The sequence below is a fragment of the Sphingomonas sp. AOB5 genome (assembly GCF_029433115.1).
In the GTDB taxonomy this organism is placed as follows: domain Bacteria; phylum Pseudomonadota; class Alphaproteobacteria; order Sphingomonadales; family Sphingomonadaceae; genus Sphingomonas.
In genome coordinates this window covers 36,426-52,411 of sequence record NZ_JARNTV010000003.1, presented here as the reverse complement: position 1 = coordinate 52,411, position 15,986 = coordinate 36,426, and the positions used below count along the sequence as shown (strand labels likewise).

Genomic DNA, 15,986 nt, shown 5'->3' with positions numbered 1-15,986 from the left:
GACTAGGGAGCCTGCCGTGTCGTCTAGTGGACCGCCCGCGTTCTTCGTGCCCAAGGTCGTAGCCGAGAAGCAGGAGGATGCCTACGCCGAACTAGCCCGGCTGGCCGGCCGTTCTGTTCCGCCGCTCGGCCAGCGCATTTACTCCATCACCTACACGCACAACATGGAGGTCTGGACGGCCACCGTCGGCGAGCAACTCCGGGGGACAGCTACAAAGGTCAGCAGGGTGCACGGCAAGAAGGTCGAGCGAATCGTGCCCCTGTCGAACCCCTCCACGATCATGGCGATCTTCCCCGGCGTGCCGTTCCACGTCTGGCATGATGGGATGTCACGGACATGGGCCAACCCGTTCCTGACCGGCGAGCCGCGTTCCATCACCTACTTCTCGGCATAGCGCCGCGCACAGCGCTGACCGTCGCGGAGCGCCAGTGCAAGCGGCGGCGTGCTGCCCCCTGCGCCCCACGCTGCCCCGCGTCGCCCGCAGCCGGTGGTTACGCGCCCCGCTTGAGGCGCACGGCGTAGTACCAGCCCTTCGCGCGCCGGGTCTTCGCGAACAGCGATCCCATCATCTTGCCCCAGCGCGTCCCTGTGGCCACGACCTCACGCGACAGCGCACGCGCGCTCCGAGACACTCCGTGGCGCGCTGCCCGCTGGAGGTAGTTCTCGTAGAGTTCGTTCGCTCGCATCCACTCGTCTGGGCGATCGGCAGCCACGAGGCACCGCCGCACCCAGTCGTCAAACGCTTCATCTCTGACCACAGCGGCAAGTTGCTCCGCCTTGCGGCGCGCTGTTCGCAGCTTCCCGTAGCTGACGGCCCGCTTCGCTGGAGGCGGCTCCGGCTGATTCCAAGGAGCATCCCGAAACTTAAGATCAACCCAAGGAGGGGGCGCAGTTTGCGCCGGATGAGGTCCATCGTCCGCGTGCGTGTCGTTGAGCGGGAGCGAGCCCGGCTTAGGCTTCGCTCGTGGCGGCTTGTGGATTGGGAAGTCAGTCAATGCGATGTACCGTGTGTATAGTTGAACCATACACACTATACATCAGAGGTTGCGTTGCGCCACCCAGAACAGATCGCGCATATCGGCGACAAATTATCAAACACCGGCCTCTTTGTTTACGCTACAGCTAGCTTACAGGCCGCGCACCTTGATACGGCCTGCACCCGTTGCTCCGCTGGGTCTCTCGCGCGCACAATTTCGCGGGAGTATCCTCCGTGACCGAGCCGACCTTCGAGCAGCTATGTGAACTGTTCAACTATGAGCCCAAGCGGCGCCCCCTCGATAGCCGAGAGGTAGCTGGCATCTTGGGAGTGCATCCCAACACCGTGGACCAGTACCGCTTCCGCGGGGAGGGTCCGCGCTTCTTCAGCCCGCCCGGAACCCGCCGCGTCTGGTACGCGGAGCGAGACGTTCTGGCTTGGCTGGCCTCCGGCGCGAAGCGCAGCACGAGCGAGCAGGCGGCAGCTTAGGCCGACCCTCAAACCATCAATGTGCGGGATGCCTCGCTGAAACCGAAGCATTGGAATCGCTTAGGTCCAGACCGAGCCGACGCTCCAGCGCAGTCACAGCCGAACTCACGAAAGCGGCGGGACGCATCACCATCCCGCCGCTTCATTGGAGCACTTCCAGCAATGAGCAATTTACCGGATAGCCCGATAAGTCCGCAACCGGACTTTCGCAGTGCCGAGTCAAAGCGCGCCGACGAGCAACAGCGCGCTAAGATGATCGAGAACCTCCGCGCCGCTGAGGAGGCCGGGCTTGAGAAGGAGCGACTGAAGCGGGGTGTGGGCACTCCGATTCCCCAGCCTATCGCCAGCCCCGACAGCATCACATTGGAGTTCGCTATGGCAAAAGACACGGCCACCGTGAGGTTGTCGTACCTCGTTGACCCCTACCTACCAAGCGCGTGTGTCGTTGGATTCTTCGGACGAGGCGGGTCGGCCAAGTCGTCGTTCCTCGCGTCTCTCGCTGCACAGATCAGCGATGTGGGTGCCTCAACCCTCTGGGTCAGCGTCGAGGAGCCTACCGATTGGATCAAGGTCAGGCACATGAAGATCGGCGGCGTCGAAAGAACGCTGGCCGTCGTCAAGGCGGTGGCAAGCAAGACCGACGCCCACGGTCGCGTCATCGGATCGAACTTCAACGTGTACGAACACCTCGAGCCAGCGATCATCGCCGCCAAGGGCGAGTTCGACTCAACCTACATCCCGCCGAAGCCGCTTCGCCTTGTCGTACTCGACACCGCCGTGGGGCTGACTACGTGGGCGAAGGGCGAGAGCCCGAATGACGACGCCAGCGTGAAGCGCCTGCTCGGCTACCTCCAAGCGCTGGCCGAGAAGCACGGCGTCACCATCGCCATCATCGGTCACTCCAACAAGGGGAAGCACGACCACTTCGCTGACACCGTGGCAGGGGCGAGCGCTTGGACCAACTCGCCGCGCCTGTCGTTCGTCCACGCGCGCGACCGCCGGGAGGAGTTCGCCTGTGTGATGCTGGTCGCCAAGTCCAACCTGACACAGCGGTTCGCGGCGACCTATACGACGGAGCCGGTCCACACGCTTCACGAGCGCGACGAAGGGGCTGACTCGGTGCTGTGCCAAACCCGGTTTGGGGAGGTTGTCTGGGGCGAAGAGGAAGCCAGCGAACTGTTCCACTCGGCTACCAAGCCTCAGCCTGCGGAAGGCGAGGAGAGCGGTGGCGGTGACCACAGGCCGAGCGTCGTCAGCCAGATGGTGACGCTGGTCAGTCAGATGGTTGAGGCAACCAGCGAGCCCGTTACGCGCGACTGCGTAGAGGCGAAGGCAGGCCGGACGTTCAGCCGTCGCGAGTGGGGCAAGGCGGACGACATGCTCGCCATGACCCCGTTCGTCTACAAGGTCGGATTCGCGACCGGGCCGCAGAACAGGCGACTCTACGCGAAGCTGCCCTAGCTTCGGTGTTACCGCCGCCTGCTATGACCACGCTGGGCTACATCGGTAACCTCGGTAACGACTGAAGAGGCGATGTTACCGATGTTACTGTTGTTACTCGACTGGGGGTCTAGGGGCTCTCGGTAACAGCGACCCGGCTAGCCCGTGGTTATCAGCAGGCCCGACTTCTCGACTAAGGCCTGCCCCGTTGGCAGAATCTGGACGGTCGCGGCGCTCTCATCAAAGTGAACAAGCGCCTTCTTGTGCAGGTCTCGGAGCACCTTGCGCTTGAAGTCGGTGCCATTCTTGTATTCCACCCAGGATTGCAGCGTAGCGACCGTCACGGGCTTGCCTTCAGCATACAGCAGGATCAGCACCTTCTGACCCGCCGACTTGGCCGGCTCAAGCACCCGCCGCACGTCCCCGCTCGACCAGACCATGTGGAAGGTTCGCGCAGTCACAGCTTCGACGACGGCGTAGGAGTCGGCGAGCGCGAGGTTGGAATAATTGCGGACGAACTCGCCCATCACCCACTTCATGCCGCGGAGGTACAGTTCGGCGTCCATGTGGTTAGGGCTAATCTCGGACGAGACGTGACCGATCGCACGGTTATTTCGCAATTCGTACAGCGCCGCCAAGACCTTCGGGACTTGCATACACAGCGACCGCCCCTTCGTCTTGTTGTGCGGTTCTAAGTCTTGGCATGCCTTTGGGAAGTTCGCGGGCTTGGAAGGCGCGGCCTGATAACTTCCCGTCGCATGGCCTGCGCATACGCAATAGGCGACCTCGCAAAACTTGCCCGCTTTGAGACCGACTTTCTCCCAATCGGCGGCGCGGTACTCATCAAGCGCCTGATTGAACTCGTCGATAAGAGGGTCGCGGAGCCCAGCGGGGATTGCGCCCAGCGCGGCGCTGAGTGTGGGAAGGCTCAACCCCTAGTCCCGATCCCAGAAATACTTGAAAGGTCCGTTGCCGTCTTTGGTGCGCTGAAGCATCCCTCTTTTGAACAGGGATTCGCCAGCGGCAGCGACCTGATTGCTCTTGTGCGTGAACCCCTTTGAAGCAAGGCCGCCCACTATGTCCCCAGTGCCGCGCTGCGTTTTGAAAAAACCCTCCTCTTTAAGCGTCATCATTCTGTCGGCGCAGGAGTGACCCTTTGGAGTAACGCCTCGCTTCCGCTTAATTTTGGGTTTTCCGGCGCCAGCCCCAACCTCATCTCCATCCTCTTCGCCGGTGTCATCAGGCTCCTCGTCCGACGGGGGCGCGGCTCCCCTTGGACGTTTGCTGCCGAAACCAGCCTCCTCAAGGAGCGGAAAGAGCTTCGCAAGAAGTCCCTCGACGAAATCCTTCTCGCCTTCAATTTCGACCACGCCAGCAGGCGCGTCGATGTGGACCCTATTCGTCATCCTAGTAACCCCCAAACAGAGACCGATACTGCCCGACATAACTTCAGCAATCAAGCGGCCCACAAATGTCCAGTATTGCTGCCACGGCTACTGGAACAGATGCAAGCACCTGTTCAGCAACAAAAATCGCTAGCGGACCTATGCGTGAACAGCGCAACAATAGCGCAATACAAGCCGTATCAAGCCTTGGAGCGCATCATGCCCGACAAGATCGACACCCGCGTATCGCCTGCGCTCGACCCCGAGACCTACCGGGCCATCGAAGGCTACGAGGAAAACGCCCAGTTTGTCGGAGGCGTCGTCAACGCGATGAACGACGCATACGTCACGCTTGGGAAGGTCCACGATGCCCGGCGGCTGGCGGACTCGAACGGAGCCTTCACCGAGGAGCAGCGCATCCTCCACGTCGGGCAGGTGGCCGAGGAGCACAAGCTGCGGATCCTGAAGCGGCTCGACCTCGCAGAGAGGGACCTCGCCGCCACCATCGCCCACACCGAGGAGCAGTTGATGCGGCCGCTGACGGAGCAGGCTGGCCTCGGGTCGCTCAACGGCGAGGTGCGAGCGTTCGCGCGCGGGCTGGACCGCAGCGAGCGCGAGGCCTTCATGAACGCGACGCTTGAGGGGGACGACGAACCGACGCTGACCGCCATCCTTGGCGCCCAATCGTTCCTGAGTGGCCTGACCCCCCTGGACCACGATCACTACCTACGCCTCTACCACCAGAAGAGGCGGCCCGACCTCGTGCGACGGCTCGACGTGATGCAGCGCTTCCGCGACCGGCTCGACCGCATTGCTCCGATCGTCCACGAGCAGTTCGCCAAGCCGGTCGGGGCCAAGCCGGGCATCGTTGCCGCGCTCAGCAAGGCGAACGAGCAGGCGCTTGCGGCGCTGAAGATCGAGCCGACGGTCTGATCGGTGGTTGTTGAGATTAGGTGTCCGATGACCGAGCCGACGCAACCCGAGTGGATGACCAACTTCGTGCCAACCTCGACCCCCGCCCGATGGGTCAAGGGGATGCCGTCGCCGAACCCGAAGGGCAGGCCCAGAGGCATCATCGATAAGCGCTCTAAGGTGACTCAGGCGCTCATGGACGAGGGTCTTGAGATTGCCCGCGTGGTCACCGCAGCGGCGAAGGAGGGCGACCTACAGGCCTGCTCCATCGTGCTCAGCAGGATCGCTCCGGCGCTCCGGCCCGAGACCTATCCGGTGCAGTTCGGCTTCGACGCGTCGGCCCCAATCGCCCGTCAGATCGAGCAGGTTCTGGAAGCAATGTCCGCCGGGGCGGTCTCGCCGGAGGTGGGCAAGCAGATCATCGACGCCATCGGCACCCTCAGCGACGCTCGCGCCGTCGAGGAGCTTGAGGCGCGCATCATGACATTGGAGGCCAAGCAAGTATGACCTACGCATCTTGGGAGCCGCGTCACCGAGTGACCACGATCAGGCCCGGCAAGCTCGACCTGTTCGCCGTGACCTTCATCGATGGCAGGCGCGCCACCGTCGACCCGATCCTGGACTACGAGGCTGCGCTGACGAAGGCCGAAGCCTTCCTCCGCGACCATCGGTGCCAGGTGAAAGTGCTGCCGATGACGGGGACCGAGGTTCGCAACCTGCTCGGCATCGGCCTCCCCGATCACCCCGAGCCGATCGACGCAGCAGTGCGCCAGCAGATCATCGACACGCTCACGCAGGTCGTTTGCGAGAGCAGCGACGCGGACGCTCGGGGTGACGCCGTCGCACTGCTCACTGCCATGGGAGTATTCCGACCGTGAAAGACGTGCCTCACAACGCAGTACCTCCGGGCTTAGCCGATCTACCGCTCTCGGAGCGCGAACGCCTAGAAGTCGAAAAGCAGCGCGAGCTACAGGAAGGCCTTACCCGCCGCCATCTCGCCAACGCGAGATACCGGGAAAGCTACCTCGCCGTGCAGTTCGACCGCGTCCTGCATATGGGGAAGGAGGGCTGACACGTGTCGGTCCGCGCCATGCTTGCGCGGGTGCAGCGGCTGGAGCAGGTCCGCGCCCCGGTCCGCTCACCGTTCGCTGTCGCCTTCGGCTCCTTCGAGGCGTTCGCCGCTGAGTGCGAGGCTGGCATGGAAGCGGGCAAGCTCGACCGCGCGGATTTCTCGGTAGTGCTGTGCAGCCTTGCGCGATGGGAGCGGCAACTGATTCACTTTAGCAGTTCAGTCGCGTTTGAGCAGATCTGAGGGCTCTACGCCGAGCGCGTCGGCGATCCGGGCAAGCACTTGCACGCTTGGGTTTCTTCGTCCGCGTTCGATACCGCCCGCGTATGTAAGATCAATTTTGGCATCGAGAGCCAACTGCTCTTGTGTCAGCCCGGCTGCTTGGCGAGCGCGTCGCACGTTGGTTCCCACAATGGCGCGCCAGTCGATCACGGCGCGAAGGAACGCCCTCGGGCATATATTCTCTAGGGACTATAATCCCTAATCGGGTTACTGTTGGGAAGTTTCCCGAATTGGAAGGGCTATCAAATGCGACGCTATTGGGTGATCACATTGATTATGGCTGGGCTTAGCTCCCCCGCTTGGGCCGCCGAATACCTGACGTCTGTGGCAAGCGAGGTGTACCAAACTACCGGCACACCACGTGAGATCGCCACCCGGGCTAGCACGTGCATCTCGCAACACCTCTCGCCCGGCACCGTCGATGCTCAACTCATTATCAGCAGCGACCTTGAAGGTGGTATCATCGTCGCCCGAAATGCTATCGAGCAAGGTGGCTCAATGCGGTGGCAGCTCCGCAGCCGGTTCACCTTTGAAGCGCGGGATGGACGTTTCCGCATCGAGCAGACGGAGCTTGAGCGGTTCAACCAAGGTCGATGGGGACCGATCGGCAAATGGCCCGGATCGCAGTGGCGCGGCGCTGAGGATGCGTTCAAGACTTCTGCGGATGCCGTCGCACGATGCGTTATGACCTCACCTCGACGCGACGATTGGTGAATCGCAAGCGCCTCGCTCCGTCGGGGGCGAGGCGCCGTTATGAACCTTGATCTCGGCGCGGAACCCAGCGAGATTTGCCGCATGGCATTCTCGAACCCCGAAGTCTATCTGAGCGAACTCGCGCAACCCCTTTGCCACCGCTTCGAGGCTGAACCGACAAGCTACGAGCTGGCAATTTCGAGTTGCATCATCCTCTATCACTTCGCCGATGTGGTTGCTCATGTCCGGGGTCGCAAAGCTCACGAAGTGGCGGACGAGATTTCCGCGACCATTCCTGAGTTCCACACTGTTCGGGCCATAGCGAACGCGGGCAAGCACGTGGAACTTACGCGTCATCCTAACACCGCACTCGTGGGACTCCGTGCGGAGCATCTGACGAGGGGCAAGGGCGCGGCATTTAGCGATGGCTCGTATTTCTCGGACGGGTCGACTTGGTCGGATGTGCCAGAGACCGTGGTGGTGGAGACGCCGGACGGCACGAAGCATGACGTCTTGCACATGTGCCGCTCGGTGCTCTCCGCGTTGAGCGGGCGGCGCGAGTACTTCGAGGTCTAGCCGTGTGCAGCTAGCATAGTGCTAGCACGCAAAATTAGCAGACCACGGAGCGACCGTTAACACTGTGTAAGTTACTGTTTTTACTAGAAGAAGGTGGTGGACGCACTTGGGCTCGAACCAAGGACCCGCTGATTAAGAGTCAGCTGCTCTACCAACTGAGCTATGCGTCCATTCCGGGGCATGTGGTGGCGACTTGGTGAGGCGCCTGCCGTTCGGGAGGGGCGCGGTTAGCACCCTCTTCGCGGATTGCAAACCCTAAAATTGCGAAAATCGCAAGTTGCGCCGAACCGGCGTTACCAGCGCGTCACTTTCCGGTTCTGGCGGTCGATCGACATCAGGATTCCCAGGCAGATCATCGTCGTCATCAGCGCGGTGCCGCCGAAGCTGATCATCGGCAGCGGGATGCCCACCACCGGCGCCAGGCCCATCACCATCGCCATGTTGATCGCGCAGTAGAAGAAGATGGTCGAGGCCAGCCCCGCGGCCGTCAGCCGGGCGAAGCGGCTCTGCGCACGCACGCCGACATTGATGCCCCAGCGGATAAGCGCGCCGAACGCCAGCAGCAGGAAGAAGCCGCCCAGCAGGCCCCATTCTTCCATCATCGTCGCCAGCGCGAAGTCGGTATGGCCTTCGGGCAGATAGTCGAGATGGCTCTGCGTGCCCTGCAGGAAGCCCTTGCCGGTGATGCCGCCCGATCCGATCGCGATCTTGGACTGGCTGATATGATAGCCGGTGCCCAGCGGGTCGCTTTCGGGATCGAGGAAGATCAGCACGCGATTGCGCTGATAATCGTGCAGCAGGAAGTTGAACGCCAGCGGCGCGGCGATCGCCACCAGCAGCGCACCGCCGATGAACAGCCGGATCGGCAGGCCGGACAGGAACATCACGGTCAGGCCGCCTGCCACGATCATCAGCGCAGTGCCGAGGTCGGGCTGGAGCATCACCAGCACTGCGGGCACGCCGATCATCACCGCCGCCGGCCAGATCGCCGAGAAGCGCCGTATCTCGCCCGCAGGCAGCATTTCGTAGAAGCGCGCCACCGCCAGCACGATCGCCGGCTTCATCAGTTCGGATGGCTGGATGCGGATCACGCCCAGATCCAGCCATCGCTGGCTGCCGCCCGCGACTGCGCCGAGCAATTCCACACCGATCAGCATCACCAGGATGATGACATAGATCGGTAGCGCGCCCAGCGCCCAGAATGTCTCCGGCACGCGCGAGAGCACGATCGCCATCGCCAGAAACACGAAGAAGCGGATGCCCTGCGACATCGCCCAAGGGGTCAGGCTGCCGCTGGCCGCCGAATAGAGCACCACCAGCCCGAACATGCCGATCGCGGTGACCAGCAACAGGATCTTCCACGGAAGCTGCGCGACGGGAGTGGGAACGAAGCCCGGGCCAAGCTGGCTCATTCGGGCGCCTCGCCGGAACGGGTGGCGGCGGTGTCGGCCGATTGCGCGGTTTCGTTGGATGCGGCGGCGGCGGTCGCTTCGGCCGCGCCTGCAGTATCCTCGGGCGGCGGGGGCGGGGGCGCCGCCTGCGATGCACGGAATTCCTCGGACTGCTTGGCCATGCGCATCTTGTAATCGCCGCCCCAGCCGGTCTCGAGTTCGGTCAACTTGGTCATCGCCTGGGTCTGGTCGAACAGATAGGTCATCATGTCGCGCGCTACCGGGGCCGCGGCGCCCGAACCCGACATGCCATGCTCGATCACCACCGCGGCGGCATAGCGCGGGTTCTCGACCGGCGCGAAGCAGACGAACAGGCCGTGATCGCGATACTTCCACGGCACGTTCATGCCGCCGCGCGCGCCGCCGGCGATCCGGCGCACCTGCGCGGTGCCGGTCTTTCCGCCCATGCGGATATCGGGGAAGGGCAGCTTGGATCGGCCCGCGGTGCCATGGCCGTTGACCACCTCGTCCATGCCCGAACGGACCATGGCGAGATGCTCTTCGGGGAAATCGAGCGCTTCGGCACCCTTGGCCTGATCGGCGAGCAACTGCGGCACCAGCGCCTTGCCCGATCCCACCCGCGCGGCGAGGATGGCAAGCTGGAGCGGTGAGACCAGCAGATCGCCCTGGCCGATCGACATGTTCAGCGTGTTCGCCACGCTCCACTGCGTCTTGCGACGGCGCATCATCCATGCCGGATCGGGCACGGTGCCGTAACGCTGGGAGGGCAGGGGGAGCTTGTACTCGGCGCCAAGCCCCAGCTTGCGCGCGGCGATGGCGATGGCATCGGGGCCGACTTCGCGCCCGACCGTGTAGAAATAGGTGTTGCAGCTGCGCGCGATCGCGGTGTGCAGCGTCATCGGGCCATGGCGGCCAAGGCAGCCGAAGCGGCGATTACCCAGCGTGTACCCGCCGCTGCAATAAACCACCTTGTTCGGATCCAGTCCGCCACCCAGCGCCGCCAGCGCGGTTGCCGGCTTGAAGGTCGATCCCGGCGGATACAGGCCCTGCAGCGCCTTGTTCATCAGCGGGATGCGCTCGTCGCCCGAAAGCATCGCCCATTCGCTGCGGCTGATCCCGTCGGAGAAGCTGTTGGGATCGTAGGCCGGCATCGACACCAGTGCGAGCAGGCCGCCGGTGTGCAGGTCGATCAGCGCGGTCGAACCCGATTCCGGACCCAGCCTGCGCGCCGCATATTCCTGAAGCCCGGCATCGATGGTCAGCTTGACGTTCTTGCCCGGCTGGTCGGGCCGCGTCGCCAACTCGTTGACCAGCCGCCCGCGCGCGGTCACCTCGACGCGCTTGGCGCCGGGCGTGCCGCGCAGCACGTCTTCCTCGACCTTCTCCAGCCCGTCCTTGCCCATCTTGAAACCGGGCGTGATGAGCAGCGGGTCCTTCAGCTTGCGATATTCCTCGGCCGACGCCGCGCCGACATAGCCGAGCAGATGCGCTACGCCCGCCGCCAGCGGATAATAGCGCGCATAGCCCTGGGTCGGCTGGACGCCCGGCATTTCGGGCAGGCGCACGCTGACCGCGGCATAGCGTTCCCAGTCGAGATTTTCGGCCACCTGCACCGGCTGGAAACCCGCGGCACGCTTCAGATCGATCTCGATCTTGGCGACCTCTTCGGGGGTCAGCTTCAGCACTTCCTTCAGCTGCTGGACCACCGCTTCCTTGTCCTCGATCCGGTCGGGGATCAGGTCGACTCGGAACGAGGTGCGGTTCAGCGCCAGCGGCTTGTTGTGGCGGTCGAGGATCCAGCCACGCCGCGGCGGGGTCAGCGTCAGGTTGATGCGGTTGCTGTCGGCAAGCAGGCGGTATTTGTCGTTCTCGAACACCGCCAGCCAGGTCATCCGTGCGGCCAGGATCATGCCCACGCCAGCCTGCAATCCGCCGAGCACCAGAGCGCGGCGGGAAAAGCTGTAGGATTGGGCCGCTTCGGTGATACGCATGACCGTCAGCCCCTCGTATCGCGATCCAGCCACGCGCAATAGCGGGTGATGAGCGGAAAAAGCGCCGCGGAGATGAAAATCTGCAAAACCAGCGTGGTTTCGACATGGGCGTCGAGCGGTGTTGCGATCAGACGGCCGAAGATCAGGCAGAATGCGATCGATCCCGACGCGATCAGCCAGTCCTGCCAATAGTCACGCCACACCAGCCGCGTGTCGAGAATGTCGATGGCGATGAAGCACAGCGTCCACAGCAGCATCGCGCTGCCCAGCGGCTGTCCGCTGAACATGTCGTCGAACAGGCCCAGCGGCACTGCGGCCCACACCTTCAGCGTATCGGCACGGTGCAGCCGCCAGCCGACCAGCAGCAGCAGCCCGAACGGCGGCAGCCACGCAAAGCCCGCGATGAACGGCAGGATCGTCACCAGCGATCCGATCATCACCGACAGCGGCGCGAGCCAGCGTGCGCGGGACGCTTCCTCGCTGGCGCCCAGGGGCACGAACCGGACCGGCTGCCTCATTTCTTCGGCGCCGCCTTGGGAGCGGGGGTGGGGCTGGGCGCGGGCGGCGGTTCGGGCAGGAACGCCTGCATCACCAGCGCGAAATCGAGCGCATCGGGATTGGCCGCGGGTTCGGCGATCGCCGAATCGCGCTGGTTGCTGATTACCCGCGCTACCGCGATGTTCGGCGGGAAGATGCCGCCGGTGCCCGAGGTGACGAACACGTCGCCGGGCTGGAAGACCATGCTGGAAAGCCCGGCCGAGCGGATATCGAGCAGCCCGTCGCCGCGGCCCTTGGCGATGGCGGGCATGCCGTCGCGGGTGCGGCGCACCGGCACGTTGCTGTCGGGATCGATGATCAGCAGCACGCGCGAGGTATTGGGGCTCACCTCGATCACCTGACCGATCAGGCCTGCCGCTTCGCGCACCGGCTGGCCGCGCTTTACATGCTGCCACGAACCGGCGTTCAGCGTGGCATAGCGCCGCGTCGACGAAGCCGAACTGTTGACCAGTCGCGCCGTCACCACCGCATCGGTCGTCACGTCGCGCACCTTCAGCAACTCGCGCAGGCGACGATTCTCCTGGTTCAGCGTGCGCGCGCGGCCGACCAGAGTCTCGTTGTCGGCCAGTTGCTTGCGCAGCCGCTCATTCTCGGCGCGGACGTTGAAATGCTCGGCGATGCCCTGCGGCGTATTGGCGATGCCGCTGGAGGCCCAGGCGAAGGCGGACGAAATGGGCGTCGTGATCTCGGCAAAGAACCCGCGCACCGCGGCGAACACTGGCGGGTTGAACGTCGAGAGCAGCAGCAGGCCGGCCGCGATCACCGCTCCGGCGACCGTGCCCACATATCCAAGGAAGAGGCCGTATTGCGCCCGCCTGGAAAAGCCCGGGCGCCGGTTTCTTGGCGGCGCCATGTCCCCCCGCTTTCCGAATTAGACCTGGATGAGAACGCCGCGGAACACCGGATCCTCGAGCGCGCGGCCCGTGCCCAGCGCCACGCAGGTCAGCGGATCCTCGGCGATCGTCACCGGAAGGCCGGTTTCGTCGCGCAGCACTTCGTCGATGCCCGAAAGCAGCGCGCCGCCACCGGTCAGCACGATGCCCTGATCGACGATGTCCGCCGCCAGTTCCGGCGCAGTGTTTTCCAGCGCGATGCGCACGCCCTCGACGATGGTGCCCACCGGTTCGCTCAGCGCTTCGGCGATCTGGCCCTGGTTGATCTGGATTTCCTTGGGAACGCCATTCACCAGGTCGCGACCCTTGATGTGGATCGTCAGGCCAATGCCGTCCGCGGGCGGCTTCGCCACGCCGACTTCCTGCTTGATCCGCTCGGCCGTGGCTTCGCCGATCAGCAGGTTATGGTTGCGGCGGACATACGAGACGATCGCTTCGTCCATCTTGTCGCCGCCGACGCGCACGCTGGTCGAATAGGCCAGACCGCGCAGCGAGAGCACCGCGACTTCGGTGGTGCCGCCGCCGATATCGACGACCATCGAACCGATCGGCTCGGTCACCGGCATGTCGGCGCCGATTGCGGCCGCCATCGGCTCCTCGATCAGGAACACCTGGCTCGCGCCCGCATTCTGCGCGGCGTCGCGGATCGCGCGGCGCTCGACCGACGTCGAACCCGAAGGAACGCAGATCACGATCTGCGGCCAGCGCATGAAGCGGCGCTGTCCGTGAACCTTGCGGATGAAGTGCTTGATCATCTGCTCGGCGACATCGATGTCCGCGATCACACCGTCGCGCAGGGGGCGAATCGCTTCGATCGAACCCGGCGTCTTGCCCATCATCAGCTTGGCGTCGTCGCCGACGGCCTTGACGCTCTTCACGCCATTGAGGGTTTCGACCGCGACAACCGACGGCTCGTTGAGCACGACGCCGCGTCCGCGCAGGTAAACAACCGTGTTGGCGGTACCCAGATCGATCGCCATGTCATGGGACATGAATTTGAAAAAGCGGGAAAAAACCATCAATCGTCCAATCCTGCAGCGCCGGCCCGATCAGCGCCGCTGTTCGCACAAATATTTATCCCCAACCCTCCGGGATGGATCGAATCCAGTCCTGGATTTCTGGCGGATGCGGGTCGCGGAATGCCTTCGCTTGGTCTAGAGCGTCGGTCGTGTCAATACGCCGTCTCCCCGAACATCTCGTCAATCGAATTGCCGCCGGCGAAGTGGTCGAAAGACCTGCCAGCGCCTTGAAGGAACTGGTCGAAAACGCGATCGATGCGGGCGCGTCCCGCGTTGCCGTGCGCCTTGGCGGCGGCGGCACCGAACTGATCGAAGTGACCGACGACGGATGCGGGATGAACCCCGCCGAAATGGCCCTCGCACTCGAACGCCATGCCACCTCCAAGCTGCCCGACGACGAGATCGATCAGGTCACGACGTTGGGTTTTCGCGGCGAAGCGCTGCCCTCCATCGCCAGCGTCGCGCGGCTGAGCATCGAAAGCCGGGTGCGGGGCGCCGAAGGCTGGTCGCGAACCGTCGACAATGGCGAACTGGTCGCCGAAGGCCCCGCCGCGTTCCCGCCCGGCACCCGCGTCCGCGTCGAGCAACTCTTCGCCCGCGTGCCTGCCCGGCGCAAGTTCATGCGCTCGGCCCGTTCCGAATATGCCGCCTGCCTCGACGTGATGAAGCGCCTCGCCATGGCGCGTCCGGACGTCGCCTTCTCGGTCGAGCATGACGGCCGCCGCGTGCTGGGCGTGCAGGGCGAGGAATCGCGGCCCGATCGCGTCGCGGGCCTCACCGATCGCGCATTGGTCGAAAACAGCGTCGCCATCGATTTCGAGCGCGAAGGGATCGTGCTGGGCGGCGTCGCCGGGCTGCCGACTTTCAATCGCGGCGTGGCCGATCACCAATATCTGTTCGTCAACGGACGGCCGGTGAAGGACCGCCTGCTGATGGGCGCGATCCGCGGCGCCTATGCCGAGATGCTGGCGCGCGACCGCCATCCGGTGGTGGCCTTGTTCCTCGACGTGCCGGTCGATCAGGTCGATGTGAACGTTCATCCCGCCAAGACCGAAGTCCGCTTCCGCGATCCGTCGCTGGTCCGCGGCCTGATCGTCAGCGGCCTGCGCCGCGCGCTCGACGAAGCCGGCCACCGCAGCGTCCAGCGCCCGAGCGAGGCTGCACTGGGGATGTGGCAAAGCGAGCCGCAGGCACCGGTGCCGCAGCTCTGGGACGAACGGCCTGCCTCCGCCAACGAAGTCCAGACCTATTCCGGTTCGGCCGTCTACGAACGCCGTCCCAGCTTCATCGCCCCGCCACAGGCCCGCGCCGAACCCGCCTACGCGCCGATCCCCGAGGCCACGCAGTTCCCCCTCGGCGTCGCCCGCGGCCAGGTCGCCAAGACCTATATCGTCGCCGAAGCCGAAGACGGCCTAGTGCTGGTCGATCAGCACGCCGCGCACGAACGCCTCGTCCTCGAACGGATGCGTCGTGCGATGCAGGGCGGCGGCGTCGCCAGTCAGGCGCTGCTCCTCCCCGAAGTCGTCGAACTCGATGAACCCGGTTGCGACCGCCTCGAATCCCGCGCCGCCGAACTTGCCGCATTCGGCCTCGAACTCGAACGCTTCGGCCCCCGCGCCATGCTGGTCCGCGCCACGCCCGCCGCACTGGGGCAGGGCGATGTGCACGGCCTCGTCACCGATCTCGCCGACGAACTCGCCAGCTTCGACGAAGCCCTGTCGCTGAAGGAACGCCTCGATCACGTCGCCTCGACCATGGCCTGCCACGGCTCGGTCCGCGCCGGCCGCATCCTGTCTGTCGCCGAAATGAACGCCCTGCTGCGCGAGATGGAAGTCACGCCGCACTCGGGGCAATGCAACCACGGGCGGCCGACATGGGTGAAGCTGGCGCATGGCGATATCGAGAAGCTGTTCGGACGGAAGTGATCGCCTAACTCAGTTCGAGAGGTGGAAGAATGTTGGTTTTGGCGGCCTCCCATGACGACTGTGCCGACAGCGCAATTTGTGCATCGATGGTCTTCGATGCCTTTGGGGCATCACGCCGCGAAGAGCGCGAAAGCAGCCATTATGCCGAGGGGCGATATTTTCGGGCAGAAACTGAAATCAAAGTTTCAATGGGCGACAGCGATTATGACGATCTGCCGCTTTGGGTCATCGTCTCCGACTCGGAAGACGGACAAGCCGATCGCCTAAAGGGCGCTGGTTTCAGGGTCGCGCGCTTGGAAGCGTTTGGAACGGTCGCTGAGGTGCGGGTGGACCTTTAAGCCTGCTTCCACTTGGGTGAAACCGGCG

19 protein-coding genes and 1 tRNA gene are annotated in these 15,986 nt (G+C 64.2%); 11 read left to right on the top strand and 9 right to left on the bottom strand.

Features of this window, described 5'->3' with window-relative positions; translation table 11 throughout:
* The first annotated feature begins 46 nt into the window (after positions 1-46).
* From P1X14_RS02225 to P1X14_RS02215, 3 genes are all read left to right on the top strand, one after another.
* Positions 47-394, top strand: a complete 348-nt coding sequence (locus P1X14_RS02225; protein WP_277313676.1) for a hypothetical protein — start codon at positions 47-49, stop codon at positions 392-394.
* An 816-nt stretch (positions 395-1,210) separates the two neighbouring features.
* The gene (locus P1X14_RS02220; RefSeq protein WP_277313675.1) at positions 1,211-1,465 is read left to right on the top strand and encodes a DNA-binding protein; all 255 of its coding nucleotides are present in this window, start codon (positions 1,211-1,213) and stop codon (positions 1,463-1,465) included.
* 252 nt (positions 1,466-1,717) lie between these two features.
* Positions 1,718-2,926 carry an AAA family ATPase gene (locus P1X14_RS02215; protein WP_277313674.1) on the top strand — a complete coding sequence of 403 codons (1,209 nt, stop codon included), beginning with the start codon at positions 1,718-1,720 and terminating at the stop codon, positions 2,924-2,926.
* A gap of 137 nt (positions 2,927-3,063) precedes the next feature.
* Here the strand turns inward: P1X14_RS02215 and P1X14_RS02210 are convergent, their stop codons facing one another.
* On the bottom strand, positions 3,064-3,837 hold the full coding sequence (locus P1X14_RS02210; protein ID WP_277313673.1) for a hypothetical protein: 774 nt from the start codon (positions 3,835-3,837) through the stop codon (positions 3,064-3,066).
* Between the two features lie 3 nt (positions 3,838-3,840).
* Positions 3,841-4,311 (bottom strand): hypothetical protein, encoded by a 471-nt coding sequence (locus P1X14_RS02205; RefSeq protein ID WP_277313672.1) that lies wholly within the window; start codon positions 4,309-4,311, stop codon positions 3,841-3,843.
* Positions 4,312-4,509: 198 nt separating this feature from the next.
* Between P1X14_RS02205 and P1X14_RS02200 the strand changes: the two genes are divergently transcribed.
* The 4 genes from P1X14_RS02200 (at position 4,510) to P1X14_RS02185 (ending at position 6,514) form a co-directional block, all read left to right on the top strand.
* Positions 4,510-5,223 (top strand): hypothetical protein, encoded by a 714-nt coding sequence (locus P1X14_RS02200; protein WP_277313671.1) that lies wholly within the window; start codon positions 4,510-4,512, stop codon positions 5,221-5,223.
* Positions 5,224-5,250: 27 nt separating this feature from the next.
* A complete protein-coding gene (locus P1X14_RS02195) occupies positions 5,251-5,709 on the top strand; it encodes a DUF5681 domain-containing protein (RefSeq protein ID WP_277313670.1) in 459 nt (152 codons plus the stop codon).
* Between the two features lie 29 nt (positions 5,710-5,738).
* Entirely contained in the window at positions 5,739-6,080 is a 342-nt protein-coding gene (locus P1X14_RS02190; protein ID WP_277313669.1) for a hypothetical protein, read from the top strand.
* Between the two features lie 197 nt (positions 6,081-6,277).
* Positions 6,278-6,514, top strand: coding sequence for a hypothetical protein (locus P1X14_RS02185; RefSeq protein WP_277313668.1), 237 nt, complete (start codon positions 6,278-6,280; stop codon positions 6,512-6,514).
* On the opposite strand, the gene P1X14_RS02180 is transcribed toward P1X14_RS02185, so the two are convergent.
* Positions 6,491-6,703: a helix-turn-helix transcriptional regulator gene (locus P1X14_RS02180; protein ID WP_277313667.1), complete on the bottom strand. Its 213-nt coding sequence runs from the start codon at positions 6,701-6,703 to the stop codon at positions 6,491-6,493. The genes P1X14_RS02185 and P1X14_RS02180 overlap by 24 nt on opposite strands.
* Before the next feature lie 96 nt (positions 6,704-6,799).
* On the opposite strand from P1X14_RS02180, the gene P1X14_RS02175 reads away from it, so the two are divergent.
* Together P1X14_RS02175 and P1X14_RS02170 are read left to right on the top strand one after the other, a co-directional pair.
* Positions 6,800-7,267, top strand: a complete 468-nt coding sequence (locus P1X14_RS02175) for a hypothetical protein (protein ID WP_277313666.1) — start codon at positions 6,800-6,802, stop codon at positions 7,265-7,267.
* 39 nt (positions 7,268-7,306) lie between these two features.
* Complete coding sequence (locus P1X14_RS02170; RefSeq protein ID WP_277313665.1) at positions 7,307-7,822, top strand: hypothetical protein; 516 nt, start codon at positions 7,307-7,309, stop codon at positions 7,820-7,822.
* Positions 7,823-7,916: 94 nt separating this feature from the next.
* Here P1X14_RS02170 and P1X14_RS02165 read toward each other — a convergent pair.
* From P1X14_RS02165 to P1X14_RS02140, 6 genes are all read right to left on the bottom strand, one after another.
* A tRNA-Lys gene (locus P1X14_RS02165) sits at positions 7,917-7,992 on the bottom strand.
* Between the two features lie 123 nt (positions 7,993-8,115).
* Complete coding sequence (gene rodA, locus P1X14_RS02160) at positions 8,116-9,234, bottom strand: rod shape-determining protein RodA (RefSeq protein ID WP_277313664.1); 1,119 nt, start codon at positions 9,232-9,234, stop codon at positions 8,116-8,118.
* The gene (gene mrdA / locus P1X14_RS02155; protein ID WP_277313663.1) at positions 9,231-11,225 is read right to left on the bottom strand and encodes a penicillin-binding protein 2; all 1,995 of its coding nucleotides are present in this window, start codon (positions 11,223-11,225) and stop codon (positions 9,231-9,233) included. The genes rodA and mrdA overlap by 4 nt, the downstream gene beginning before the upstream one ends.
* Before the next feature lie 5 nt (positions 11,226-11,230).
* Positions 11,231-11,743 (bottom strand): rod shape-determining protein MreD, encoded by a 513-nt coding sequence (locus P1X14_RS02150; RefSeq protein ID WP_277313662.1) that lies wholly within the window; start codon positions 11,741-11,743, stop codon positions 11,231-11,233.
* Positions 11,740-12,567 (bottom strand): rod shape-determining protein MreC, encoded by an 828-nt coding sequence (gene mreC / locus P1X14_RS02145; protein WP_346770437.1) that lies wholly within the window; start codon positions 12,565-12,567, stop codon positions 11,740-11,742. Before mreC ends, P1X14_RS02150 begins: the two co-directional genes overlap by 4 nt.
* Positions 12,568-12,654: 87 nt before the next feature.
* Complete coding sequence (locus P1X14_RS02140) at positions 12,655-13,695, bottom strand: rod shape-determining protein (RefSeq protein ID WP_277313775.1); 1,041 nt, start codon at positions 13,693-13,695, stop codon at positions 12,655-12,657.
* Between the two features lie 149 nt (positions 13,696-13,844).
* Between P1X14_RS02140 and mutL the strand changes: the two genes are divergently transcribed.
* Together mutL and P1X14_RS02130 are read left to right on the top strand one after the other, a co-directional pair.
* Positions 13,845-15,620, top strand: coding sequence for a DNA mismatch repair endonuclease MutL (gene mutL / locus P1X14_RS02135; RefSeq protein WP_277313660.1), 1,776 nt, complete (start codon positions 13,845-13,847; stop codon positions 15,618-15,620).
* Between the two features lie 29 nt (positions 15,621-15,649).
* The gene (locus P1X14_RS02130) at positions 15,650-15,958 is read left to right on the top strand and encodes a hypothetical protein (RefSeq protein WP_277313659.1); all 309 of its coding nucleotides are present in this window, start codon (positions 15,650-15,652) and stop codon (positions 15,956-15,958) included.
* Positions 15,959-15,986: the final 28 nt, after the last annotated feature.